Annotated in this window: 22 protein-coding genes and 1 pseudogene; 6 read left to right on the top strand and 17 right to left on the bottom strand. The window is 68.8% G+C overall.

Annotated features, from left to right (window positions below; genetic code table 11):
* Positions 1 to 500: 500 nt before the first annotated feature.
* The 3 genes from AB2385_RS09560 to AB2385_RS09570 all read right to left on the bottom strand — a co-directional run bounded on the left by AB2385_RS09560 (position 501) and on the right by AB2385_RS09570 (position 2532).
* Positions 501 to 1601, bottom strand: coding sequence for a glycerol dehydrogenase (locus AB2385_RS09560; protein WP_367654747.1), 1101 nt, complete (start codon positions 1599 to 1601; stop codon positions 501 to 503).
* Positions 1602 to 1801: 200 nt separating this feature from the next.
* A complete protein-coding gene (locus AB2385_RS09565; RefSeq protein WP_367654748.1) occupies positions 1802 to 2149 on the bottom strand; it encodes a cupin domain-containing protein in 348 nt (115 codons plus the stop codon).
* A 68-nt stretch (positions 2150 to 2217) separates the two neighbouring features.
* A complete protein-coding gene (locus AB2385_RS09570) occupies positions 2218 to 2532 on the bottom strand; it encodes a YbjQ family protein (RefSeq protein WP_367654749.1) in 315 nt (104 codons plus the stop codon).
* 172 nt (positions 2533 to 2704) lie between these two features.
* Here AB2385_RS09570 and AB2385_RS09575 point away from each other — a divergent pair, with 172 nt between their 5' ends.
* Positions 2705 to 3076, top strand: coding sequence for a hypothetical protein (locus AB2385_RS09575; RefSeq protein ID WP_367654750.1), 372 nt, complete (start codon positions 2705 to 2707; stop codon positions 3074 to 3076).
* Positions 3077 to 3112: 36 nt separating this feature from the next.
* On the opposite strand, the gene AB2385_RS09580 is transcribed toward AB2385_RS09575, so the two are convergent.
* From AB2385_RS09580 to AB2385_RS09645, 14 genes and pseudogenes are all read right to left on the bottom strand, one after another.
* A complete protein-coding gene (locus tag AB2385_RS09580; RefSeq protein WP_367654751.1) occupies positions 3113 to 3373 on the bottom strand; it encodes a hypothetical protein in 261 nt (86 codons plus the stop codon).
* Positions 3374 to 3796: 423 nt separating this feature from the next.
* Positions 3797 to 4051 carry a zinc ribbon domain-containing protein gene (locus AB2385_RS09585; protein WP_367654752.1) on the bottom strand — a complete coding sequence of 85 codons (255 nt, stop codon included), beginning with the start codon at positions 4049 to 4051 and terminating at the stop codon, positions 3797 to 3799.
* A gap of 100 nt (positions 4052 to 4151) precedes the next feature.
* A complete protein-coding gene (gene pyrE / locus AB2385_RS09590) occupies positions 4152 to 4748 on the bottom strand; it encodes an orotate phosphoribosyltransferase (RefSeq protein ID WP_367654753.1) in 597 nt (198 codons plus the stop codon).
* Positions 4749 to 5217: 469 nt separating this feature from the next.
* Positions 5218 to 6138 (bottom strand): annotated as a pseudogene (locus AB2385_RS09595) (dihydroorotate dehydrogenase); the annotation flags it as partial.
* A complete protein-coding gene (locus AB2385_RS09600) occupies positions 6128 to 7063 on the bottom strand; it encodes a dihydroorotate dehydrogenase electron transfer subunit (RefSeq protein ID WP_367654754.1) in 936 nt (311 codons plus the stop codon). The pseudogene AB2385_RS09595 and the gene AB2385_RS09600, both read right to left, overlap by 11 nt.
* A complete protein-coding gene (locus tag AB2385_RS09605) occupies positions 7060 to 8364 on the bottom strand; it encodes a dihydroorotase (protein WP_367654755.1) in 1305 nt (434 codons plus the stop codon). Before AB2385_RS09605 ends, AB2385_RS09600 begins: the two co-directional genes overlap by 4 nt.
* Positions 8361 to 9293 carry an aspartate carbamoyltransferase catalytic subunit gene (locus tag AB2385_RS09610; RefSeq protein ID WP_367654756.1) on the bottom strand — a complete coding sequence of 311 codons (933 nt, stop codon included), beginning with the start codon at positions 9291 to 9293 and terminating at the stop codon, positions 8361 to 8363. The genes AB2385_RS09605 and AB2385_RS09610 overlap by 4 nt, the downstream gene beginning before the upstream one ends.
* A 38-nt stretch (positions 9294 to 9331) precedes the next feature.
* A complete protein-coding gene (gene pyrR / locus AB2385_RS09615) occupies positions 9332 to 9874 on the bottom strand; it encodes a bifunctional pyr operon transcriptional regulator/uracil phosphoribosyltransferase PyrR (protein WP_367654757.1) in 543 nt (180 codons plus the stop codon).
* Positions 9875 to 10081: 207 nt separating this feature from the next.
* A complete protein-coding gene (pyrF, locus tag AB2385_RS09620) occupies positions 10082 to 11035 on the bottom strand; it encodes an orotidine-5'-phosphate decarboxylase (RefSeq protein ID WP_367654758.1) in 954 nt (317 codons plus the stop codon).
* A 4-nt stretch (positions 11036 to 11039) separates the two neighbouring features.
* Complete coding sequence (locus AB2385_RS09625) at positions 11040 to 11954, bottom strand: RluA family pseudouridine synthase (RefSeq protein WP_367654759.1); 915 nt, start codon at positions 11952 to 11954, stop codon at positions 11040 to 11042.
* Positions 11951 to 12409, bottom strand: coding sequence for a signal peptidase II (gene lspA, locus AB2385_RS09630; protein ID WP_367654760.1), 459 nt, complete (start codon positions 12407 to 12409; stop codon positions 11951 to 11953). Before lspA ends, AB2385_RS09625 begins: the two co-directional genes overlap by 4 nt.
* 870 nt (positions 12410 to 13279) lie before the next feature.
* Positions 13280 to 14089, bottom strand: coding sequence for a yteA family sporulation protein (locus AB2385_RS09635; protein WP_367654761.1), 810 nt, complete (start codon positions 14087 to 14089; stop codon positions 13280 to 13282).
* 48 nt (positions 14090 to 14137) lie between these two features.
* Entirely contained in the window at positions 14138 to 14611 is a 474-nt protein-coding gene (locus AB2385_RS09640) for a DUF5665 domain-containing protein (protein ID WP_367654762.1), read from the bottom strand.
* Positions 14612 to 14647: 36 nt separating this feature from the next.
* A complete protein-coding gene (locus AB2385_RS09645) occupies positions 14648 to 16417 on the bottom strand; it encodes a peptide-binding protein (protein WP_367654763.1) in 1770 nt (589 codons plus the stop codon).
* A 327-nt stretch (positions 16418 to 16744) separates the two neighbouring features.
* Between AB2385_RS09645 and AB2385_RS09650 the strand changes: the two genes are divergently transcribed.
* The 5 genes from AB2385_RS09650 to AB2385_RS09670 all read left to right on the top strand — a co-directional run bounded on the left by AB2385_RS09650 (position 16745) and on the right by AB2385_RS09670 (position 23150).
* A complete protein-coding gene (locus AB2385_RS09650) occupies positions 16745 to 18118 on the top strand; it encodes a dipeptidase (protein ID WP_367654764.1) in 1374 nt (457 codons plus the stop codon).
* A gap of 389 nt (positions 18119 to 18507) precedes the next feature.
* Positions 18508 to 19614: a BMP family protein gene (locus tag AB2385_RS09655; RefSeq protein ID WP_367654765.1), complete on the top strand. Its 1107-nt coding sequence runs from the start codon at positions 18508 to 18510 to the stop codon at positions 19612 to 19614.
* Positions 19615 to 19688: 74 nt separating this feature from the next.
* Positions 19689 to 21194 (top strand): ABC transporter ATP-binding protein, encoded by a 1506-nt coding sequence (locus tag AB2385_RS09660; protein WP_367654766.1) that lies wholly within the window; start codon positions 19689 to 19691, stop codon positions 21192 to 21194.
* Positions 21187 to 22272 carry an ABC transporter permease gene (locus AB2385_RS09665; RefSeq protein ID WP_367654767.1) on the top strand — a complete coding sequence of 362 codons (1086 nt, stop codon included), beginning with the start codon at positions 21187 to 21189 and terminating at the stop codon, positions 22270 to 22272. Before AB2385_RS09660 ends, AB2385_RS09665 begins: the two co-directional genes overlap by 8 nt.
* A complete protein-coding gene (locus tag AB2385_RS09670) occupies positions 22269 to 23150 on the top strand; it encodes an ABC transporter permease (protein ID WP_367654768.1) in 882 nt (293 codons plus the stop codon). The genes AB2385_RS09665 and AB2385_RS09670 overlap by 4 nt, the downstream gene beginning before the upstream one ends.
* Positions 23151 to 23178 lie beyond the last annotated feature (28 nt).

The following is a 23178-nucleotide window of genomic DNA, read 5'->3' on the forward strand; positions in this document are numbered from 1 at the left end:
ACACCCTCCATCACGTGGCCGACTGTTTCTTGACAGTCGACCCCTCGTCCACCTGTCCACCACCCCATTCATCCCCCAAATCCCGGGCCTAACCCGGTTCATCCGCCCCTCCAGATCGCCTGACCTCCCGGGACTGTCAAAAAACAGCACACCCTCCATCACGTGGCCGACTGTTTCTTGACAGTCGACCCCTCGTCCACCTGCCCGCCACCCCGTTCATCCCCCAAATCCCGAATCTAACCCGGTTCATCCTCCCCTCCCGGCCGCCTGACACGCCGGGAGTGTCAAGAAACAGCACACCCCCCGCCACGTGGGCTGCTTTTTCCTGAAACTCACCCCTGGGCCCGGCAGCGTTCCCGTGTTCCCAATCCACCCTACCGGGGTCACATGACGGCGCACAAAGCCCGGCCCCCACTCGGGAGCCGGGCCTCGCACACGCCGTGTCCTGTCCAAAATGGGTCCCCGTACGGACCGGGTCCAGCGCGATGAGAGTCCGTGGTTCAGCTATCCCGGTACTGGCGGCCCAGCCGGTCCGCGGCCAGGATCGCGGCGTAGACCATGTCCGGGGTCACCTCAAACGGCATGTTGTGGATGGTCTCCTCCTCGGCGCAGGCCAGTTCGGCCACCCTGCGGATCTGCTCCTCCCGGATCGTCCGCACCCCCAGGTCTTCCAGGCAGACGGGCAGGCCCACGTTCAGGCAGAACTCGATGACCTCCTCGATCTCGTCGAGGGGTGCGTTCTCCAGCACCAGCTGGCAGAGGGTCCCGAACGCCACCTTTTCGCCGTGGTACATGCCGTGCGCCTCTTCCAGGGCAGTGAGGCCGTCGTGGATGGCATGGGCCGCCGCCAGCCCGCCGCTTTCGAAGCCCACGCCGCTCAGGTAGGTGTTGGCCTCGATGATCCGCTCCAGGGCGTCGGTGATCACGTGGGCCTCAGCCGCCGCCTTGGCCTTGATGCCCTCCTGCAGCAGCGTGTCGTAACAGAGCCGGGCCAGGGCGAGGGCCGCGGCTGTCACCCGGCCGCCGGCGATGTTCCGCTTGTTCGCCCGCGCCACCGCCCGCGCCTCGAAGTAGGTGGCCAGTGCGTCGCCCATGCCGGCCACCAGGAGGCGCGCCGGCGCCTGGGCGATGATGGCGCTGTCGACGACCACGGCAGCGGGGTTGGCAGGCAGGAAGAGGTACTGGTCGAACGTGCCGTCCTCCTTGTAAATCACCGACAGGGCGCTGCACGGGGCATCGGTGGACGCCACCGTGGGCACGATCACCACCGGCAGGTTGCGGCAGTAGTAGCCCACGGCCTTGGCGGTGTCGAGGGTCTTGCCGCCCCCGACCCCCACCACGACCTCGGCCCCGGACTGCTGGCACAGGTCGGTGAGCCGTTCGATCTCGGCGCGGGTGATCTCGCCGTGGAAGCGTTCCATCGTGAGCTCGTACCCGGCCGCTGCGAAGCTCGCACGGATGCGCGACTGCGTCAGGTTCATCACGAACTCGTCCGCGATGGCGAAGGCCCGGGTGCCGAGTCGGCCGGTGTGTTCCGCCAGCCGGTCCAGCTCTCCCGGACCCTGGATGTACCTTGTGGGTGCGACGATGATCCTGCTCAAGGTCCATTTCCTCCAGTGCTGCGCAGTAGTCTTGCCGAAGACTGGTGCACGGTGGTGGGCGAGCCGCAGACGCCCGGTCGGCACAGGCGGGCGCCTCCGGAGCAAACCTGGCCCGCTGAACGGGGCCGCCCGCCGGGGCGAAACCGCCAGTGCGGGCCCGATGGTGCCACCCGCCGGTGCGGGCCCAACGGTGCCGCCCGCTATCCGACGGGCTGCGCGTACCGCGGATCGGCCGGGCGCGGGCTCAGGCTGGCCAGGAGCACCAGCGCCTCGAGGCCGGTGTTGCGGGCGGAGAACTCCTCCTCCCCCTCGACCAGCAGCAGGTCGCCGGCCGCCACCGGCGTCTCCTTCCCGTCGACCACGACGACTCCGGAACCGGCGACGACGTGGATCACCAGGGAAGATCCGGGGTGCTTGTGCTTCGGCAGTTCCCGCCCCGGCGTGAGGGTAAGCACGAAGACCAGCACCTGCGGATGGCTGAAGCCGATCCGCTTCGCCAGCCCGCCCTCGGACACCACTGTGAGCTGGGACAGGTTCACCTTCTCCATGTGCGACCACCTCCGCCCTAGCATCCCCCGGATTTTCCGTCCCTATCGCACCCATCCGGCCTTCCGGCTCAGCGCAGCTTCACGGCCGTCCCGCTGGCAGTCACCATCAGCATCGACTGCCCCAGCACCTCGTAGTCGATATCGATGCCGATCACGGCGTCGGCCCCCAGGGCCCGCGCCTCGCTCTCCAGCTCCCGCAGGCACTCCTCGCGCCCCTCGCGCAGCTTGGATTCGTAAGCCCGCGACCGCCCGCCGATGATGTCGGTGATGGACGCCGCGAAGTCGCGCAGGAAGTTGGCCCCCAGGATCGCCTCTGCGCTCACCACACCCAGGTACTCGCTGATCTCCCGCCCCTGAATCCAGTGGGTCGTGGTCAGGATCACGCGCCTTCCTCCCTCGTCGTGGTCTTCATGAGTCGAGAGCGCTCGTCTCCGTCCAAAGGTTCGAGCGCTGCGGATGGCTCCTGGCGCCTCCACGCTCGCAAGGCGTGTGGCACAGTCTGGTGAAACTTGCGACCCGCTCACTCCGTCTGTGCAGCCAGGGAGGGGGAGCGAGATGAAGCCCCTGTTCAGATGGGGATTTCTTCCGGCTCTACTTGTTGGCGCCCTGATGGGATGTGCTCGCAGCGAGCAGAACCCGGTGCCTTCGGAGCCGCCCGATGTATCCGGGGTTGTGGAGGCCGCGCGGGAGCCGCAGAACGCTGGTTTGGTGCAGATCCTGGTTCGGGGAGAGTCAGGGAACTGGGGTCGGGTGTGGGTGACAGTCGGCGAGGATACCGAAATTCTCTCCGCAGAATCCGGTGATCATCGCAACATCGCGCACACGGACCTCAGGGAAGGCCAGCGTATACAGGTATGGCTCGAAGGCATGCGCCCGTCCGATCCTGCGCAGGCAAACGGGCAAGTCATCGTCGTAACGGACTGGTAAAAGGGAGCGCCGACCGGCGTCGGCGCTCCTTCACGCTCACTTGAACAGGGCCTGGCAGGCGAGGCGGAGCCCCTTCTCCAGGCGGTCCCCCAGCTGCTGCCGCTCGAACGGCGTCGGCTCCGTGAGCAGGAAGGCCGTGTCCTTCGGCCACTGCACCAGGCACTGCTCGGTGGTGTGCCCCCTGCCGTCGCAGTCGCAGGTGACCGGAATGCCCTGCTCCAGCAGGGCGTCGAGCAGCCTCATGCCAGAGCGGGTGTGAATCAGGTACTCTTCGTTCTGGTACTTGATGCGCCGCATGCACTGTCCCCTCCCTGCCAGCATCATAACACTTGCCGGAATCGACCGGCAAGAGCGGCGGAAGAGCCATCCCTTGGCGCGGCGTACGTGGCCATGCGGGTCCAGGAGATCCGCCAGCGGGGTGCATCCAGGCGGTCCACGATGTGCGGTCCCTGTGCAGGGGCTCACAAGGACCAGCGCCGCCCTCGCCTGCCACGTTGCGAGTAAAAGGCACTGGCCATCTGCTGACCGGCGACGAGGGGATCCCCGGCGGGTGCCCCTCCAAAGAAGGAAACCGGAACCTGGTCCACGGGCAGTGGACTGCGCGGCCGGACCACCGCGGCTGGCGCATGACGCACCGGAAAAGCCGACCACCCGCGGCCGAACCTCCGCAGACACAAAACAAGAGAGGCCGGCGCTCGCCGGTCTCCCCTTCAGGCTCCGTTATGCGGACTTGGTGGCCTTCTCGCCCGACGACTCCGACTTCGACTCCGAAGCCGCCTTGTCCTTACCGGTCAGCTTCCAGCCCACGGCGATGTGGCCGTTCTCCAGGCCATGGGCGGCGAAGGCGGAGACGAGACGCCGGGCGCCAACGTGACCGCACTTCGGGCACTTTTGCGCCTCACCAGAAGTATTCAGCGGCACCAGTTCCTCAAAGACATGGTTGCACGCGTTGCACTTGAACTCATAGATCGGCATACCAGTCTCCCCCCCTTGCGTTAACATCATGCCCCAATTTTACCCGGGTGCAAGGGGAGATTCAAGGGGATCTTAGCACTCATCACCGGTGAGTGCTAACTCATGCCTTGGGCAGAACCAGCGGCACACCCGCCCGGCAGAGCGGGCACTCCGCCGGCGCCCAGGAGTCCACCGCAACCTGCACCAGCGAGCGAAGCGGCACGCCGAAATCCACCTGCCCCCCCGACCGGTCGACGATGCAGCCCACCCCCACCAGGGCAGGTTCGTACGGCCGGATCGCGGCGATGGCCTTCCGCACCGACCCGCCGGTGGTCACGGCGTCTTCCACCACCAGCACCCGCTCGCCCGCCCGCAGGCGCCACTGTCGCTTCAGGGCCATGCCGCCGTCCTCCGTTTTCTCGGTGAACATGGCCCGCACGGGTCGCCCGGTGAGCCGGCCCAGCTGGCGGGCGACCTCGTAGGCCAGGATGATCCCGCCCGTGGCCGGGCCGACCACCGTCTCCACGCCATCGGCGGCGAACAGGGCGGCGAGTCCGGCGCAGAGCCGCTCGGTCTCGGCGGGGTGCTGGAACGTGTGGGGCATCAGGAAGAAGCGGTCGGAGTGGCGGCCGGAGGTCAGGCGAAAGTGGCCCTCCAGCAGGGAGCCCGTCGCCCGCAGCAGGCTCAGCACGCCTTCAGGGTCAAGGTTCGCACGCATGGGGGATCCTCCTCGTTACTCCGGGGAAGCGCCCCGGGAGGGTCGTCGACCCCGGCGCACCGCCATCACCAGGTGGGCGGGTACCGCTGCACCCGTCGTGGCGGCCGGCGCACGCGTGGTGGCAGCCGGTGGCCGACTGCTGCCGCGTGCAGGCACCGCCGCGGCAGCATGGTAATGGCCCCGGGGATCACGCACGGTCGGCATCCTTCAGGAACTGGCGCAGGCTCTCGGCCGCCTCGCCCGTGGCAGGCCGTCTGGACGGTTTGGCGCCGGGCGTGGCGGGGTGGGCGCCCCCCGTCGGGAGGGGGCCGTCTCCACCGCCGGACTGATGGGCGCTCGCGGCCGGACAGGGGTCGCCCCCGCCGCCGGGCTGCGAGGCGCTCCCGACGGCCCGTGAGGCCCCCTCCGAGGACCGGGCGGCGCCTTCCACGGGCTGTCGGGCGACCGTGGTCCTGCCCGCCTCCGGCCGCGCCGCACCCACCAGGTCGGCCACCCGCCGGTAGCCCTGCTCCGCCATGAACTGGGCCAGCTGCGCGGCGATGGTCACAGGGGCGGGGGGGTCGATGAAACAGGCGGTGCCCACCTGGACGGCCGATGCGCCCGCCATCAGGAACTCGACGGCGTCCTCACCCGTCATGATGCCGCCAATCCCGATGACGGGCACTTTCACCGCGCCGGCCATCTGCCAGACCATCCGCAGCGCCACCGGCTTGACGGCCGGGCCCGAAAGGCCGCCGAACACGTTGCCGAGGTGGGGCCGTCGGCGGCGGATGTCGATCGACATTCCCAGGAGGGTATTCATCACTGCGATCCCGTCCGCACCCGCGGCCTCCACCGCCCGGGCGATCTCCACGACATCCGTCACGTTGGGCGAGAGCTTCACGATCAGGGGCAGGGTGGTCGCCCGGCGGACGGCCGCCGTCACCTCCGCCGCGCCTCTGGCCGTGGTGCCGAAGGCCATCCCCCCTTCCTTCACGTTGGGGCAGGAGATGTTGAGCTCCACCGCCGCCACGCCGGTCCCCTCCAGCCGCCGGGCGACGGCCGCGTACTCGTCGACGGTGCGGCCGACGATGTTGACGATCACCGTGGCCCCCTGCTCCTGCAGCCACGGCCAGTCGACGTTCAGGAAATGGTCGATGCCGGGGTTCTGCAGGCCGATGGCGTTCAGCATGCCGCCGGGAGTCTCCACCACCCGGGTTCCCGGGTTGCCCTCCCAGGGTTCCAGAGACGTGCCCTTCACGCAGATCGCGCCGATGGCGGAGAGGTCCACCGCCCCGGCGAACTCGCGGCCGTAGCCGAAGCAGCCCGAGGCGGCCCAGACCGGGGTCTTGAAGGTCCGGCCGAAGAGGCGCACGCGAAGGTCTGGGGCGACACCTTCTTCAGAAACCACCGAGGATCACCTCCTCCGCCGGGAAGACCGGCCCGTCCTGGCAGGTCTTCAGATAGCCGCCGCGGGCCGCCGGCACCGTGCAGCCGAGGCAGGCGCCGAACCCGCAGGCCATGAAGCGCTCCACCGACACGAAGCAGGGCACGCCGGCGGCGGCGCAGCGCTCCTTCACGGCGTAAAGCATCGGCTCCGGCCCGCACGCCCAGACCTCGCCGACTTCCAGCGGAGCGCCCGCACCGTCCGCGCCGACGCCCGCGCTGCGCAGCAACCGCTCCAGCGGGGCGGTGACCAGTCCCTGCTCCCCCGCCGAGCCGTCATCGGTCGCGATGAACACCGGCACCCCCGCCGCCGTCACCTCCCGGGCGCCGGCGAGGTAGCGGGCGCTGCGGGCGCCGAGCACGGCCACCGCAGGCCGGCCCGACTCCACCGCCCACCGGGCCGCCGCCGCCAGCGGCGGGATGCCCAGGCCGCCGCCCACCAGCACGAGCCGCCCCCGCCCGGACCGGGGATCGGGGAAGGAGCGGCCCAGGGGACCGAGCAAATCCAGCACCACCCCGGGCCGGATCCCAGCCAGGATCCGCGTGCCCCGGCCCACCACCCGGTAGATCAGGCTGACCTCCCCCGCCTCGGGCCGGATCTCGCAGAGCGAGAGCGGCCGGCGGAGCAGGGGGTCGACGGCGGGCGCCCCTGACGGTGCGGGGCCAGACGCCACCGGGCCCGGCGGCAAGGCCGGAGCGACCGGCACCGGGTGGACCTGCACGAACTGCCCGGGCGTGGCCCGCCGGGCGATCTCCGGTGCGGCGAGAACGAGCTTGTAGATCTCGCCGTCGCCCTCGTGGGCCAGCACCCGCGCCGCCTCCCGCACCCACTCGGCCCGGACCTGGGCCTGACGCAAGGCCGGCGGCGCCACAAGATCGCCCGGCCTCATTCCGCGATCACCTTCATCTCCAGCATCCGCAGCCGGCCGCCCACGATCGTGGCGTAGGGTGCGCCGGTGAGGGTCCAGCCGATAAACGGCGAGTTCTTCGACTTCGACGCCATCTCCTCGGCCCGCACGGTCCAGGTGCGACCCAGGTCCAGCACCGTGATATCCGCCTCAGCCCCCTCCGCCAGGGCCGGCGGGGTCCGGTTGATGAGCTGCGCCGGGCGGGTGGACATGAGGAGGATCAGTTGCTCCAGGCTGATCACCCCCGGCCGGACGAGCCGGTCGAGGGCGAGACCCACCGCCGTCTCGAGCCCCGTGATGCCGAAGGCGGCCAGCGGGTATTCCACGTCCTTCTCGTCCACGTGGTGCGGGGCGTGGTCGGTGGCGATCACGTCGATGGTGCCGTCGGCCAGCCCCTCCAGGATCGCCTGCCGGTCCGCCTCCTCCCGGACGGGCGGATTCATCTTCGTGTTGGCGGAGTAGCCCATTTCGGCCACGATCTGGTCGGTGAGGGTGAAGTGGTGCGGCGTCGCCTCTGCCGTGATCCGGGCCCCCAGGGCCTTGCCCCAGCGGACCAGTTCCACCGAGCGGCGGCTGGAGAGGTGCTGCAGGTGGACCCGGGCGCCGGTCTCCAGCGCCAGCAGGATGTCCCGGGCCACGTGCACCTCCTCGGCCGTGGCGGGCATCCCCTTCAGCCCCAGCCGGGACGAGACCCGCCCCTCGTGCATGCAGCCGCTTCCGGAGAGCGACCGGTCCTCGCAGTGGTCCATCACCGGCAGGTCGAACTGCCGGGCGTAGATCATGGCCTGCCGCATCGTCTCGGCCCGGTCGACGGGCCGGCCGTCGTCGGTGATGGCGCAGGCGCCGGCCGCCCACATCTCGCCGATCTCGGCCAGCTCCTCGCCCTTCAGGCCCTTGGTGATCGCCCCGGCGGGCCAGACCCGGCAGAGCCCCTCACGGGCGGCGAGGTCCAGCAGGTGGCTCACCAGCGGGGCGCTGTCCACCACCGGGCGGGTATTGGGCATGCAGACCACCCCGACGAACCCGCCCCGCACCGCGGCGGCCGTGCCGGTGCGCATGTCTTCCTTATATTCCTGGCCCGGGACCCGCAGGTGCACGTGGATGTCGATGAAGCCCGGCGCCACGACCTTCCCGGTGGCGTCGACCACCCGGGCGCCTTCCGGCGCCGGCAGGTCCGTCCCGATGGCCCGGATCCGGCTGCCCTCCACCAGCAAGTCGCCCACCCGGTCGAGGCCGCGGGCGGGGTCCAGCAGCCGGCCACCCCGGATCAAGAGCACGCTCATGCCGCCTCGCCCCCTCCCAGCAGCAGGTAGAGCAGGGCCATGCGCACGGCCACGCCGTTGGTCACCTGCTCGGTGATCACCGACTGCGGCCCGTCGGCCACCGCCGTGGCAATCTCCACGCCCCGGTTCATGGGGCCGGGGTGCATCAGCAGTACGTCGGGCTTGGCGAGGCGCAGCCGCTCTGCCGTGACGCCCCAGAACCTGTGGTACTCGGCCACCGTGGGGAAAAGCCCCTTCTCCTGCCGCTCCAGCTGCAGGCGGAGGACGTTCACCACGTCGGCCCCCTCCAGCGCCTCCTCCACCCGCGTGGTGGTGCGCACGCCGTACTCCTCAAAGCCCTGCGCCAGGAGGGTGGACGGGCCGACGAGCCAGACCTCTGCCCCGTACTTGGCGAGGCCGTAGATGTTGGACCGGGCGACCCGGCTGTGGTAGGAGTCGCCCACGATGGCGACCTTCAGGCCCTTGAAGCCGCCCTTCTTCTGCCGGATGGTGAGCATGTCCAGCAGCCCCTGGGTGGGGTGCTCGTGGATACCGTCGCCGGCGTTGATGACCGACGCCCGGAGTGACCGGGCCAGCAGGTGGGGCGCACCGCCCATGGAGTGACGCACCACCACGGCGTCGACGCCCATGGCCTCCAGGTTGCGGGCCGTGTCCTTGAGGGTCTCCCCCTTCTGTACCGAGCTGGTGGCGGCGGAGACGTGGATCACGTCGGCCCCCAGGTACTTGGCCGCCAGCTCGAACGACTTGGCCGTGCGGGTGGAGTTCTCGTAGAACAGGGTGACGATCGCCTTGCCCCGCAGGGTGGGCACCTTCTTGACGGGGCGGGTGGCCAGGTCTTTCAACGCCTCTGCCGTGTCCAGGATCAGATCGATCTCCTCGACCGTCATCTCCTGCAGGCCCAGGATGTCCTTCCGCTTCAGTCCGGGCATGCGCAACCTCCTCGTGGGGCTCAGGAGCCAGGGCCGGGTCACTCGTTGTCGTACAGGGCCACGAAGTCCTCGCCGTCGATCTCGGTCACGTGCACTTCCACCCGCTCTCGGCGGGAGGTGGGCACGTTCTTGCCGACGTAGTCGGGCCGGATGGGCAGCTCGCGGTGGCCGCGGTCTACCAGCACGGCCAGCTGGATGGCGGCCGGCCTTCCGATGTCCAGCAGGGCGTCCAGCGCGGCGCGGGCCGTGCGGCCGGTGTAGATCACATCGTCCACCAGCACCACCACGCGCCCGGGCAGCTTGAAGTTGACCTCGCTCTTGTGGACCACCGGGAGGGAGGCCAGCTCGCTGAGGTCGTCGCGGTAGAGGGTGATGTCGAGGCTACCGACGGGCACCTCGCGGCCCTCGAACGCCTTCAGCCGTGCGGCCAGGCGCTGGGCGAGGGGGATGCCCCGCCGGCGGATGCCGACCAGGGCCACCTGCTCGGTGCCCTTGTTCCGCTCGATGATCTCGTGGGCGATGCGGGAAAGGGCCCGGTTCATCTGCGTCGCGTCCATCAGGAGCGCTTTGGGCCGGGACACGGAAGCCACCTCCTCGTGGGCACGAAAAAGCTCCTTGCCCGCTGCCGGCAAGGAGGTACCCGTCTCGTGCAGCGCCCGCCCGCGACCCGCGGCGGGACCTGCGATCGCCGTATGGTTGCTCCTTACCAGCCTCACGGGGCTGATTTAAAGTCGCATGTCCTGGGACCACGTTACCATTTGGGGACTGCAAGGTCAAGGGGCCGCCCTTCACCACGCCAGCTTGCCCGCCGCCCGGAGGGCGCTGTTGATCTCCCGGTTCATCTGCTCCACTGCCCCCGCGATGGCCTGCGCCGCCTCAGCCGGCGACGGGTCCGTGCCCGGGTAGGCGTAGATGACCGACCGGGAGGCGTTCACCACCGCCCCGAGGCCGTCCAGGTTGAAGGCGCCTACCACGTCCGCCGCCGTGCCGCCCTGTGCGCCATAGCCCGGCACCAGCAGGATGGCCCGGGGCATCTCCGCCCGGTAGTGCCGCAGGTCCTCCGGATACGTCGCGCCGACCACCGCCCCGACCGCCGAGTAGCCCGACTGCCCCACCAGCCGTTCCCCCAGCGAGTCGACCAGCTTCGCCACCTGATCGGCCACCGTCTCGCCGGAGAGCAGCGGCTGGTCCTGCAACTCGCCGGAGGAGGGATTGGACGTCTTCACCAGGATGAACACCCCCGTCCCGCGGGCCTCCGCCCGCCGGACGAAGGGCACCAGGCCGTCGCTGCCCAGGTAGGGGTTCACGGTGAGTGCGTCAGCCCACTGGTCGGGCTCCTCCCAGGTCTCCAGGGGGTTCGGATGACCGAAGTAGGCGGAGGCGTACCCCTCGGCGGTGGAGCCGATGTCGCCCCGCTTTGCGTCAGCGATGACGAGGAGCCCCTTGCTGCGGGCGTAGCGCACCGTCTCCCAGAAGGCGGCCACGCCGTGCTCGCCGTACAGTTCGTGAAAGGCGGACTGGGGCTTGACCGCGGCCACCTGATCGGCCACCGCGTCGATCACCAGCCGGTTGAAGGCCAGGATGGCCGCCGCGGCGCCCCGGGCGGTCTTGCCATACTGCGCTGCCGCCTCCCGCTTGATGAACTCGGGCAGCCGCGGCAGCACGGGGTCCAGCCCCACCACCGCGTGGGAGCGGCGCAGCTTCACGGCGGCGCAAAGCCGGTCGGCAAAGTTCCGGTTCAAACGATCAGGCCTCCTCCCGCAGTCGCTGGATGACGGCCATCATGTCGGCGGGCGGGTCCACGGTGAACTCCATCCACTGGCCCGTGACCGGGTGGAAAAAGCCCAGCTGCCGGGCGTGGAGGGCCTGGGGCGGCATGCCCAGGTGCGGCTTGCGGGTGCCGTAGAGGGGATCGGAGACCACCGGGTGGCCGATGAACGAAAGGTGCACGCGAATCTGGTGCGTGCGGCCGGTCTCCAGCTGGCACTCGAGCAGGGCGTACCCGCGGTACCGCTCCAGCACCCGGAACCAGGTGACCGCCTCCCGCCCGGTCTTGGTGTTCACCGCCATGCGCTTGCGGTCTTTCGGGTGGCGGCCGATGGGCGCCTCGATCCGACCGGTGTCAGGCATGTTGTTGCCGTGCACCAGCGCCCAGTAGATGCGCCGGGCCCGGTGCTCCCGGATCTGCTCCTGCAGGCTGGCCATCGCCCGCTCGGTCTTGGCCACGACCAGGAGCCCGGTGGTGTCCTTGTCCAGCCGGTGGACGATTCCCGGGCGCAGCTCGCCGCCGATGCCTTCCAGGTCCTCCACCTTGTCCAGCACGGCGTGGACCAGCGTGCCGGTCCAGTGGCCGGCGGCCGGATGCACGACGAGCCCCCGCTGCTTGTTGATCACCAGCACTTCCTCGTCCTCGAAAACGATGTCCAGGGGGATGTCCTCCGGCACCAGGTCGATCGGCTCCGGGTCGGGAACCTGCACGATGATCTCATCCCCCGGCGCCACGGGCTGGCGCGCCTTGGGAATCTCCCCGTTCAGGGTGACGTACCCCTCGTCGATCAGCCCCTTGATGCGAGAACGGGAGAGCCCCAGCTCCTCCCGCCCGGCCAGAAAGGCGTCGAGGCGACCGTGGCTCTCCGCGGCAACAATCCGGATTTCTCTCACGCCTTGCTCGCCCTTTCCGAGAGAAGCAGGTAGAGGAACAGCAGTCCGACCCCAACCGTGACGCAGATATCTGCCACGTTGAAGTTGGGGAAGTAGTAGTCACGCCAGTAGAAGAGGAGGAAATCGACCACCCGGCCGTTCAGGATGCGGTCGATCATGTTTCCCACCGCGCCGCCCATGATCAGCCCCAACGAGACACGGAGCAGCGGGTGGCGGGCCTCCGGCTGTCTGAGGTAGTACAGAATGCCGATCACGGCCGCCGCCGCCACGCCCACAAAGAACCAGCGGGCGTTCTTCAGCATGCCGAAGGCGGCGCCCGTGTTGTGCACATACTGCAGGGAGAAGAAGCCGGAGATGACCGGGATTTCCTCGAACTCGGCCATGCGCGTGGCGACCAGCCATTTGGTCAACTGGTCCAGGATCACGGCAACGGCCGCAATCAGAATACTTGGCACGCTCGCCAGCCTCCCATCTTACCTGTCCCAGTCTACCACAGGCTGGATGGGGGTGCCAAGGCGCCATCCCGGGACCTCTTCCGCCAGTTCCGCCAGCGCCTCCTGAGTCTCGGGGGTATGCAGGGATTCCCAGACCCACTGCCTGAACTCGTCCCAGCCCATCTCGCCGACCAGGTCAGGCCGGATGATCTCCCGGGGCGCCCCCCAGCGCTCGGTACCACCGGTCCACGGCCGTCTTCTTCACGCCCCGCGGCCACATGGCGGTGCAAAGCACCCGGAGCCCGTCGCCCGGCTCGGCCTCCGCTTGAACTGGATCTGACCGGACATGGCAGGTCAACCCCATCATGATGTGCGAGTTTCAGGACTGACTTGTTCACCCCTGATGGGTTCGGAGCCTTACCCCCCACCCCTCCCGCCCGCCTTCCGCTCTGTTCTAATCTACTGTTGACGACGGGGGCTCTCAACAACCCCGGCTCCCGGCGGCCGGGGGCACCCCGGGCCTCCCGGGTGCTGCGCTCCAGCCCGCGCCGACCTCGCAACCCATTCCACTGGTGCAGACCCTGCGCCAGCACGGCCCGTGTCTCGAGACGTCCTCATAGGCGGTTTGCCCGGCATGCGGGCGGTTGAACGATCCTGTCCCCTCGTACTGGGCTCGAGTAGCCGGGCACTAACCCTCGGGCACAACCATTCAAGCCTCAAGGGTAACGAAATGAGCCACGCGGCAGGTGAGGCGTGGCTCATTTCGTTACCATTCGGCCGGTGAGTCGGCGCTTGCGACGGGACCCCCGCCAGGCCGGTCCAGTCGGCACCGGGCAACAGAAGCGGCCAGGACCAGGCGCCTTGCGCGGCGCCGTCCTGGCCGACGGTGGTCTACCCTCCCGGGCTGCCCATGCGGCGGCGGGGGAAGCGACTGCGGCGGAACTGCTTCTCCGGCAGCACACCCCGGAAGTAGAGGCCCGGGACCCAGTCGTAGTCCCCGCCCATGTCGTCGGGGCCATAGAGCGTTCCGGTCAGGCCGTCGTCGTACTGCACCGTGCCGCCGTCCCAGTCGCGGTCGTCCCGCTGCAGCGGCTCGCCGTTCTCGTCCACGAGGGCGTCGGTGGGCTCCACGATGGTGTAGACATCTTCGTCGGAGTTGTACATGTCCTCGTACGAAACGGCGCCGGGGACATCCTGCGGCGTCTCGGACGTGCCGTACTGGGCCACTTCCTGCCAGGCGTCCTCGCCGTCGTAGCCGGGGTCGCCCGAGCGATCGCGGAAAGTCCGGCCGAAGGGCGGGCTGGTCACCTGCTCCTCGATCGGACGGTGGAACCGGCCCTGCATCGCCTCCCGCCGCTGCTGGCACTCGACGCAGGTGGTCGCGCTGGGGAAGACCTCCAGCCGCTCGGGGGCGATCGGGCGGCCGCAGTCTTCGCAGATGCCGTAGTCGCCCCGCTCCATCCGCTCCAGAGCGGCGTCGATCTCGCTGAGCCGGTGGAGCGCGTTGGCGCGCAGCCCCAGGTCTTTCGACCGCTCGAAGGTCTCCGTGCCCAGGTCCGCCGGGTGGTTGTCCAGCGTGCTGTCTTCCTGCAGCTGGTCCCCCTGCGATGTGCCGAGGCCGGTCTCCTCGATCATCGCCACCTGCCGCTGGTACGCCTCCCGCTCGTCCAGCAGCTTCTGCCTCAACGACTCAAGGTTCATGCGCTCACTGCCCCCTCTCGGGGGTAGTCTGCCCGCGTTATGTCGCTCTTACGGCCTGAGCTGCTGGTCCACCATCCGGACAATGGTGGCGATCAGGTCGCCGATCACCGGCAGATTGGCCATCATGAGGCCGCGCAGAATATAGAGCAGTACCGCCGAAAGCACCGTGAAGCCGATGCCAATCCCGAGGCCCCGGGCCGCGCCGCCCACGAAGTTGATCCACAACATCCGCCAGGGGTGCTGCAGCAGGATCGTGTAGTCCAGGACGTTCGACCGTTCCAGCGCCAACGCCAGCCGCTCGACCAGTTCGGCCAGGGACTCGTTGCCGGCGGCAGATCGTTCGGTCAGGGGCTTGCGGTGGGGGACCGAAAGGGAACGGCGAAACACAGGGCCGCGAACAGCACCACCGGGCAGGCCGCTTGGCAGAGGTACATCTGAGCGCCCGGCCGGGTGCCGATCGGCACCGGCAGCCGGGCGCACGGGGGAACGCCGCACCCGCTTCACCCGATAGCGCAGCCCCATGGGTCACCCTCCCGCCCGGAACGTGGGCTTTCGCCCTTATTCTGCTCCCCCGGGCGACGGATTAACGGACCACTCCTCCCAGTTCCAGAAGAGCCCCCGCGGCGAGCCGTGGCGCACGCCCTGCACCCTGGTGCTCACGCCCACCACCGAGTCCTGCGCGAAGAGCCAGGTGTAGACCTGCTCCTCCGCCAGCACCTCCTGCAGGCGGCCGTAGATCTCCCTGCGCCGGGCGACGTCGGTGGTGGCCCGGCCCTCCTCGATCAGCCGGTCCGCCTCGGGGTTCGCGTACCCGGTGATGTCCCGGAATCCGCCCTGCGAGTGGAAGATCGAGTGGGGGTCCGGGTCGAAGCCCAGGCTCCAGCCCAGGAGGTAGGTCTCCTTGGCCTCGCTGGAGATGTGGGCCAGGAAGTCCTCCCAGGCCATGGGGGTGATCTCCACCTGAATGCCCACCTCCCGCAGCGCCTGCTGCACGAAGGCGGCGGTCTCCCCGTAGAGCTGGCTCTCCACGTTGATGGCGAGCCGCATCACGAACGGCTGGCCATCCTTGTAGCGCAGCCCGTCCGCACCGAGGAGCCAGCCGGCCTCGTCCAGGAGCCGCGCCGCCTCCGCCGGGTCGTAGGGGAGCACCGGCACGTCCGGATTGTAGTCCCACCGGGCCGGCGAGGCGTGGCTGTGCACCACCTGGCCGTGGCCGCCCAACACCTGCTCCACCATGGCGTCACGGTCGAGGGCGTGGGTGATGGCCCGGCGCACCCGCAGATCGGCGTAGGTCGGGTGGTTCAGGTTATACCCCAGGAAGGTGTACATGAAGGCCGCGTATTGGTACACGTTGACGCCCGGAACGCTCTCCCGAAAGTGAGTCGCCATCTCGGGCGGAATGCCCGCCACGTCGGCCTCGCCCCGCTCCAGCGCCGCCACCGCCTCCCGCTGGTCGGGCACCACCTGGATGATCAGCCGGTCGATCTTCGCCGGCTCCCCCGAGAGCGAGTAGCGCCACTCGGGGTTCCGCTCGAGCACGATGCGCTCGTTCCTGACCCACTCCACCAAGCTCATCGAGCCCGTCCCCACCGGACGGGTGGCGTAGGGCGACCCGGCGAGGTCTGAGATGTACGGCTCCAGCAGGTGCTTCGGCATGATGCCGTAGCCCGTCAGCCGGGTGAAGAGCGGGGCGAACGGATAGGCGGCCTCGACCCGGAAGGTGTACGGGTCCGGCACCTGCAGGCCGCCGGTCTTGACGAAGTGCTCGTAGGCCTCCAGCTTCCGCCGGCGGCACTCCTCCGCCGACACCCGGCCCTCCGCCAGGGCAGCGTCGGCGACTTCGTAGGCCCGGGCCAGCTCCTCCCACCCCTTCACCGCCGTGAAGTCCCCGAAGCGGACGCCCTGGTAGTCAGGGTGGGCGATGGTGAGGAAGGTGAAGCGGACGTCTTCGGCGGTCAGCGGCGCCCCGTCGTGGAACGTGACCCCCTTGCGGATCCGGAACGTGTAGATGCGGTCGTCCTCCACATGCCACGACTCGGCCAGGGCCGGGTGCGGGTTGAGCTGATCGTCGTAGATGGCCAGGCCGTCGTAGATAAACTGCGTGACGAAGCTGGAGGCGGTGTCCACCGTCAGGGTCGGAATCAGCACCGATGCGTCCCCTGGCGTGGCGTAGATCAGCGTGGTCGGTTCCGGCTTCGGTGTGGTCTGGTCCGGCAGCGGCGCAGCCCCGCAGCCGAAGAGGAGCAGCAGCGCACAGAACCCGGCCGCCCCTCGAAGCCCCGGCGGGCGCTTCCGCCTCGCACAGGGCCCAGGCACGAGTTCGGACATCTCCGGTCCCCCTCATCTCCCACCGCACGCCGGCCGGCTGGCACCGGCCCGGCGTACACCCATTTCCGAACATTAGACGACATCCCGGCAAGCACTGTTCGGTGTTACTGCGCGCCGGGAGCGGAGACCGAGCCCCGGTGGGACCTGTGAGGCCGGGGATGAGGAAGGTTCCGCCGCGAAGGCGGGCCGTGGAGAGGGAGGAATGTCACGCATTTCCTCTGAAGAACTATTAGGCATCAGGGCACTGCCGCCGCAGGCTGCCAGACGCCGGACGGAGCACGCCGCCGCGGCGGGTGCTCTGGATTTCTTTACAGGAGCGTGTTGATCGTGCATCAGGGAGACGCATACCTGACCGCGCACCGCGAGGAACACCTGAAGCAGCTCATGGAACTGCTGCGCATCCCCTCCATCTCGGCCCTCTCGGAGCACAAGGCCGACGTGCGCCGGGCCGCCGAGTGGCTGGCCCGGGAGATGCGCCGGATCGGGCTCCACCGGGTGGAGGTCATGGAGACGGGGGGCCACCCGGTGGTCCACGCCGAGCGGATGGACTGCCCCGGCGGGCCCAAGGCACTGATCTACGGCCACTATGACGTGCAGCCCGTGGACCCCGTGGACCTCTGGACGACGCCCCCGTTCGAGCCCACCATCCGGGACGGCAAGCTCTACGCCCGCGGCGCCAGCGACGACAAGGGCCAGGTCTTCATGCACCTGAAGGTGATCGAGGCCCTGCTGGCGGTGGAGGGCCGCCTGCCCGTCAACGTGAAACTGCTCATCGAGGGCGAGGAGGAGTCCGGCTCCGAGAACCTGGAGCGGTTCGTCTCCGCCCACGCCGACCTGCTGAAGGCCGACGTGGTGGTCATCTCCGACACCGCCCTCTACGCCCGGGGCGTGCCGTCGCTGACGTATGCCCTGCGGGGCCTGGCCGCCCTGGAGGTGCACGTGGTCGGGGCCAAGGGCGACCTGCACTCCGGCGCCTTCGGCGGTGCGGCGCCCAACGCGGCCCAGGCGCTGGCCCGGCTGCTGGCCACCCTGCACCGTCCCGACGGGGCCGTGGCCGTGGAGGGGTTCTACGACCAGGTACGGCCGCTCTCCCAGGAGGAGCGGGACTCCTTCGCCGCCCTGCAGTTTGACGAGCAGGCCTTCATGGCCGACCTGGGCGTGACCGCCCTGCCCGGCGAGCCCGGCTACACCGCCCTCGAGCGGCTCTGGGCCCGGCCGACGCTCGAGATCAACGGTATCTTCGGCGGCTTCCAAGGCGAGGGCACCAAGACGGTCATCCCGTGCCGGGCCGGGGCGAAGATCACCTGCCGGCTCGTGCCCGACCAGGACCCGGAGCGGGTGCTCGACGCCGTCGAGGCGCACCTGAAGGCCCACTGCCCGCCCGGCGTCAAGGTGGAGGTCCGGCGCGGCGGAGGCGCCCCCGCCGTGATCACGCCCATCGACCACCCGGCCATCCAGGCGGCGATGCAGGCGCTCACCGAGGCGTACGGCGCCGAGGCCCGCTTCATCCGCAGCGGCGGCTCGATCCCGGTGGTGGGAACCTTCCAGCGGGTTCTGGGCGCGCCCATCGTGATGATGGGCTTCAGCCTGGAGGAGGAGAACTTCCACGCTCCGGACGAGCACTTCCACCTCGAGAACTTCGACGCCGGCATGCGGGCGCTGTACCGCTTCTGGCACCACCTGGCGGAGAACATGCGCTAGGTGCCCCTCGCCCCTGCCACTGTGGGGAGCCGCGACCCGAGCCGCTGCGCGCACCGGCGCCCGCCGGTCCGGCGATCGCCAAACCGCCAGCGCCAGGCGTGTGCCGGCGCCGCGGCGGCCGCCGGTGCAGACAAACCCGGAGCCCGGGGCATACTGCATCCAAGCGGCCGTTGCCAGGTCCACACTTGTGAACGCGTGAAGATTTTGGAGGTGCGGAGAGGAGAAGCCCACCTCATCAGCGAAATTGTGTATGCGTCCGGAAAGTGCAGGGCTGCCCGGCAGCTCTGCCCCAATCATCCATGCTGGAAACAGCGTTTCACGCATGGTATGATTTGGCCCGGGCCGTTGGTTCTGGAGCACACAAAGATCAGCCGTAGGAGGTAATGTGGATGGCTCACAAATGGTTCGCGAAACTCACCGTTGCGGCCCTGACCCTGTCGTTGCTGGCAGGCTGTGGCGGCGCCAAGCAGGAGACGCCCAGCCAGCAGCCTCCGGCCCAGCAGGGGCAGCAGCAGCAGGAGGAGCAGCAGACCCAGCAGCCGCAGGAGCAGACGCCGGCTAAGGTCGACTTCACCGTCGGCATGGCCACGGACGTTGGCGGCCTGGACGACGACTCCTTCAACGCAGCGGCTTACCGGGGCATCATGCGGGCTGTTGAGGAACTCGGCATCGACAAGATCGTCATCGAGTCGAAGCGTCAGGAGGACTACATCACCAACCTGCAGACCCTGATCGACGGCGGTGCTGACCTGGTCTGGGGCGTCGGCTTCATGATGCAGGCTGCCCTGGACGAGGTGGCCAAGAACAACCCGGACCACAAGTTCGCCCTGATCGACGAGCAGGTGAACCAGCCCAACGCTGCTTCCGTCCTGTTCAAGGAGCAGGAGGGCTCGTTCCTGGTCGGCTACATCGCCGGCAAGACCACCCAGACCAAGCGGGTCGGCTTCGTCGGTGGCGTGGAGAGCCCCGTTATCGGCCGGTTTGAGGCCGGTTACCGGGCTGGCGTGAAGGCCGCCTGCCCCGACTGCCAGGTGGACGTGATCTACGCCGCCGCCTTCGACGACCCGGCCAAGGGCAAGGACATCGCCCTCTCGATGTTCAACGCGGGCGCTGACGTCGTCTTCCACGCCGCCGGCGGCACCGGCCAGGGCGTGATCGAGGCGGCCGAGGAGAAGAACCTCTTCGCCATCGGCGTCGACTCCGACCAGAACTACCTGGCCCCGAACAACGTCCTCACCTCGATGATCAAGCGGGTTGACGTGGCGGTCTACGACGTGATCAAGCAGGCCGTCGAGGGCAACTTCCCCGCCGGTCAGGTGATGCGGTTCGGCCTCGCTGACGATGGCGTGGGCTACGCCGACACCACCCTGTGGGACAAGATCCCCGAAGGCACCAAGGATGAGGTCGACAAGTGGGCGCAGGCTATCAAGGAGGGCAAGGTGACCGTCCCGGAGACGCCTGAGGAGGCCGACACTTGGACCCCGCCTGCACTGTAAGACCCTGACGGTCAGGATCACCGGGAGAAGGGGGGAAAAAGGGTGGGACTCCGGTCCCACCCTTTACCTATCAGATGCTACTGAGACTCGAAGGAATCACCAAACGGTTCGGGTCGCTGGTGGCAAACGACCACATCGACCTGGAGGTCCGTGAGGGCGAGATTCACGCCCTCCTCGGCGAGAACGGCGCCGGCAAGACGACCCTGATGAACATCCTCTACGGCCTGTACACGCCGGACGAAGGACGCATCTTCTGGAAAAACCAGGAGGTGAAGATCCGGAATCCCCGGCAGGCCATTGACCTGGGGATCGGCATGGTGCACCAGCACTTCATGCTGGTGCCGGTCTTCACCGTGGCCGAGAACATCACCCTGGGCAAGGAGGTGGCCCGGAGGAACCACCTGCTGGATATGAAGGAAGCCCGGCGGCAGGTGCTGGAACTCTCTCAGCGCTTCGGCCTGGAGGTGAACCCCGACGACAGGATCGAGTCCATCTCCGTGGGCCAGCAGCAGCGCGTGGAGATTCTGAAAGCGCTCTACCGCGGCGCTGAGCTCCTCATCCTCGACGAGCCGACGGCGGTGCTGACGCCGCAGGAGGTCGAGGAGCTGGGCAAGGTCATGAAGCGGCTGGTGGCCGACGGCCACACGATCATCATCATCACCCACAAGCTGAAGGAGGTCCTCCACCTCGCTGACCGGGTGACCGTGCTGCGGCGCGGCAAGAAGATCGCCACGCTGGACGCCGCCGGTCAGAGCGAGGAGGAACTCGCACGCCTGATGGTGGGCCGCGAGGTCGTGCTGCGGGTGGACAAGAAGCCCGCAGAGCCGAAGGAAGTGGTGCTGCAGGTGGAGCACCTGCACGCCAAGAACGACCGGGGCGTGCCGGCAGTGCAGGACGTCTCGTTCCAGGTACGGGCCGGCGAGATTGTGGGCATCGCGGGCGTGGACGGCAACGGCCAGTCGGAGCTCATCGCGTGCCTCACCGGCCTGCGCAAACCCACCGCCGGACGGGTCGTGGTGAACGGCCAGGACGTGACGGGCCAGAGCCCGCGGCGCATCCGCGAGGCCGGGGTGGGCCACATCCCCGAGGACCGGCAGAAGCGCGGCCTGGTGCTGAACTTCACGGTGGCCGAGAACGCCGCCCTGGGCAACCACCGGGCGTTTGCACGGCGGGGAGTCCTGAGCTACCAGAAGATGGTCGACGAGGCCAAGCGGGTGATCAGCGAGTTCGACGTGCGCCCGCCCCGCTACGACTACCTGGCGCGGTCGCTCTCCGGCGGCAACCAGCAGAAGGTCATCGTGGGCCGCGAGATCCTCCGGAATCCGAAGCTGCTCATCGCCGTCCAGCCCACCCGGGGCCTCGACGTGGGCGCCATCGAGTTCATTCACCGCAACCTGGTGGCGGAGCGGGATGCAGGCCGGGCCGTGCTGCTGGTCTCGCTTGAGCTGGACGAGATCATGAACCTGGCCGACCGCATCCTGGTGATGTACAAGGGCCAGGTGGTGGCCGAGGTGCCCGGGCACGAAGCCACCGAGGAGAAGCTTGGTCTCCTGATGATGGGAGGTGGCGCCGGTGCCTGAGGAAGCTCGGTGGAAGGAAACGCTCAAGCAGGGGTTGCGGACCTTTGCCGTACCCGTGCTGGCCACCGTGGTGGGCCTGGCGGTCGGCATCCTCTGCATCATCGTCGCAGGGAAGGATCCGGTCAAAGCTGCTCAGGCCTTTGTGCAGGCGGTGGCCGGGAGCCCCCGTATGTTCGGTAACGTCCTGGTCTCCACCATCCCGCTCATCTTCACGGGCCTGGCGGTGGCCTTCGCTTACCGGGCCGGCCTGTTCAACATCGGCGTGGAAGGCCAGTATCTGGTGGCCCAGGTCGCCACGGTGGTGGTGGGCGTCTGGTGGACCCCGCCGCAGGGGTTTGCGTGGCTGCACCCCATCCTGGCGCTGGCCGCGGGCGCCGTCGCAGGCGCCATCTGGGGCGGCATCGTGGGCCTGCTCAAGGCCTGGAAGGGCGTCCACGAGGTCATCAACTCCATCATGATGAACTGGATCGCCCTCTTCCTCTGCGACTGGCTCCTGAAGACCTACCTGCGGCCGGACAACAGCCGGGCCTCCTCCTACGACCTGCAGGAGACCGCCTGGCTGACGCAGGGGCTCATCCCCGGCTCCCGGCTGCACACCGGCATCTGGATCGCCCTGGCCACCGCCGTGGTGGTCTGGTTCATCCTTTTCAAGACGTCGCTGGGCTACGAGATCCGCGCCGTGGGTTACTCGCCGGGTGCGGCGGAGTACGGCGGCATCTCGGTCGCCAAGGCACTCATCCTCACCATGGCCATCTCCGGCGCCATCGCCGGCATGGCCGGCTCGGTTCAGACCATGGGCCTGAACCACCGGTTCAACGAAACCTCGACGCTGGTGGGTTACGGGTTCGACGGCATCGCCGTCGCCCTGGTGGGCCGGCTGCATCCGGTGGGCGTCTGTCTTGCGGCGCTGCTCTTCGGTGCGCTTGACGCCAGCAGTCCCCTGATGCAGGCGATGGCTGACGTGCCCAAGGCCGTGGTCTCCATCGTGCAGGGTATCGTCATCCTGTTCGTCGCGGCTGAGAGCCTCTGGAACTTCCTGCAGAAGCGCAGCGCGAAGAAGGGGGTGCCGGCGGCATGAGCTGGGCGCTTTTCACCTTCGTCATCGCCACCCTGCGGGCGGCCACCCCGCTCCTGCTGGCGGCGCTGGGCGGCGTCTTCTCGGAGCGGTCGGGCGTCGTCAACATCGCCCTGGAAGGCATCATGCTGGCGGGTGCCTGGGGTGCGGTCTACGTCTCGTTCCTCACCGGCAGTGCCTGGCTCGGCCTGCTGGGCGCCATCGCCATCGGCGTGGTCATGGCGGGGCTGCACGCCATCGCCTCGATCAAGTACCACGCCGACCAGGTGGTGAGCGGCACGGCCATCAACCTGCTGGCCACCGGCTTCACCGAGTTCATGCTGAACCGGGTCTGGGGCCAGGGCGGCGGCTCGCCCAAGGTCGCCTCGCTGCCGGACATCGGCCCCCTGAACCTGATCGTCTACATCGCTTTCGGCCTGGCCATCCTCTCCTGGGTGGTCCTGTACCGGACCCCCTGGGGCCTGCGGCTGCGGTCGGTGGGTGAGCATCCGCTGGCGGCCGATACCCTCGGCATCAACGTGTTCAAGATGCGCTACGCCGGCGTGCTCCTCTCCGGCGTCCTGGGCGGCCTGGCGGGTGCGGCGCTCTCCATCGGCCTGCTCTCCCGGTTCGTCCGCGGCATGAGCGCCGGCAAGGGCTTCATCGCCCTCGCCGCCATGATCTTCGGCAACTGGAACCCGATCGGCGCCATGGGTGCCACGCTGCTGTTCGGCGCCGCACAGTCGCTGAGCACGATCTTCCAGCTGATGGGCATCGAGGGCATCCCGTCCCAGTTCTTCAACATGATCCCGTACGTGCTCACCATGCTGATCCTGGCCGGCTTCGTGGGCAAGTCCGTCGCCCCTGCGGCCGACGGCGTGCCGTACAAGAAGACCACCTAGTCAGCGTACCGTTGGGTAGGGCCATCCC

The organism is Symbiobacterium sp., assembly GCF_040797425.1.
Lineage (GTDB): Bacteria > Bacillota > Sulfobacillia > Symbiobacteriales > Symbiobacteriaceae > Symbiobacterium.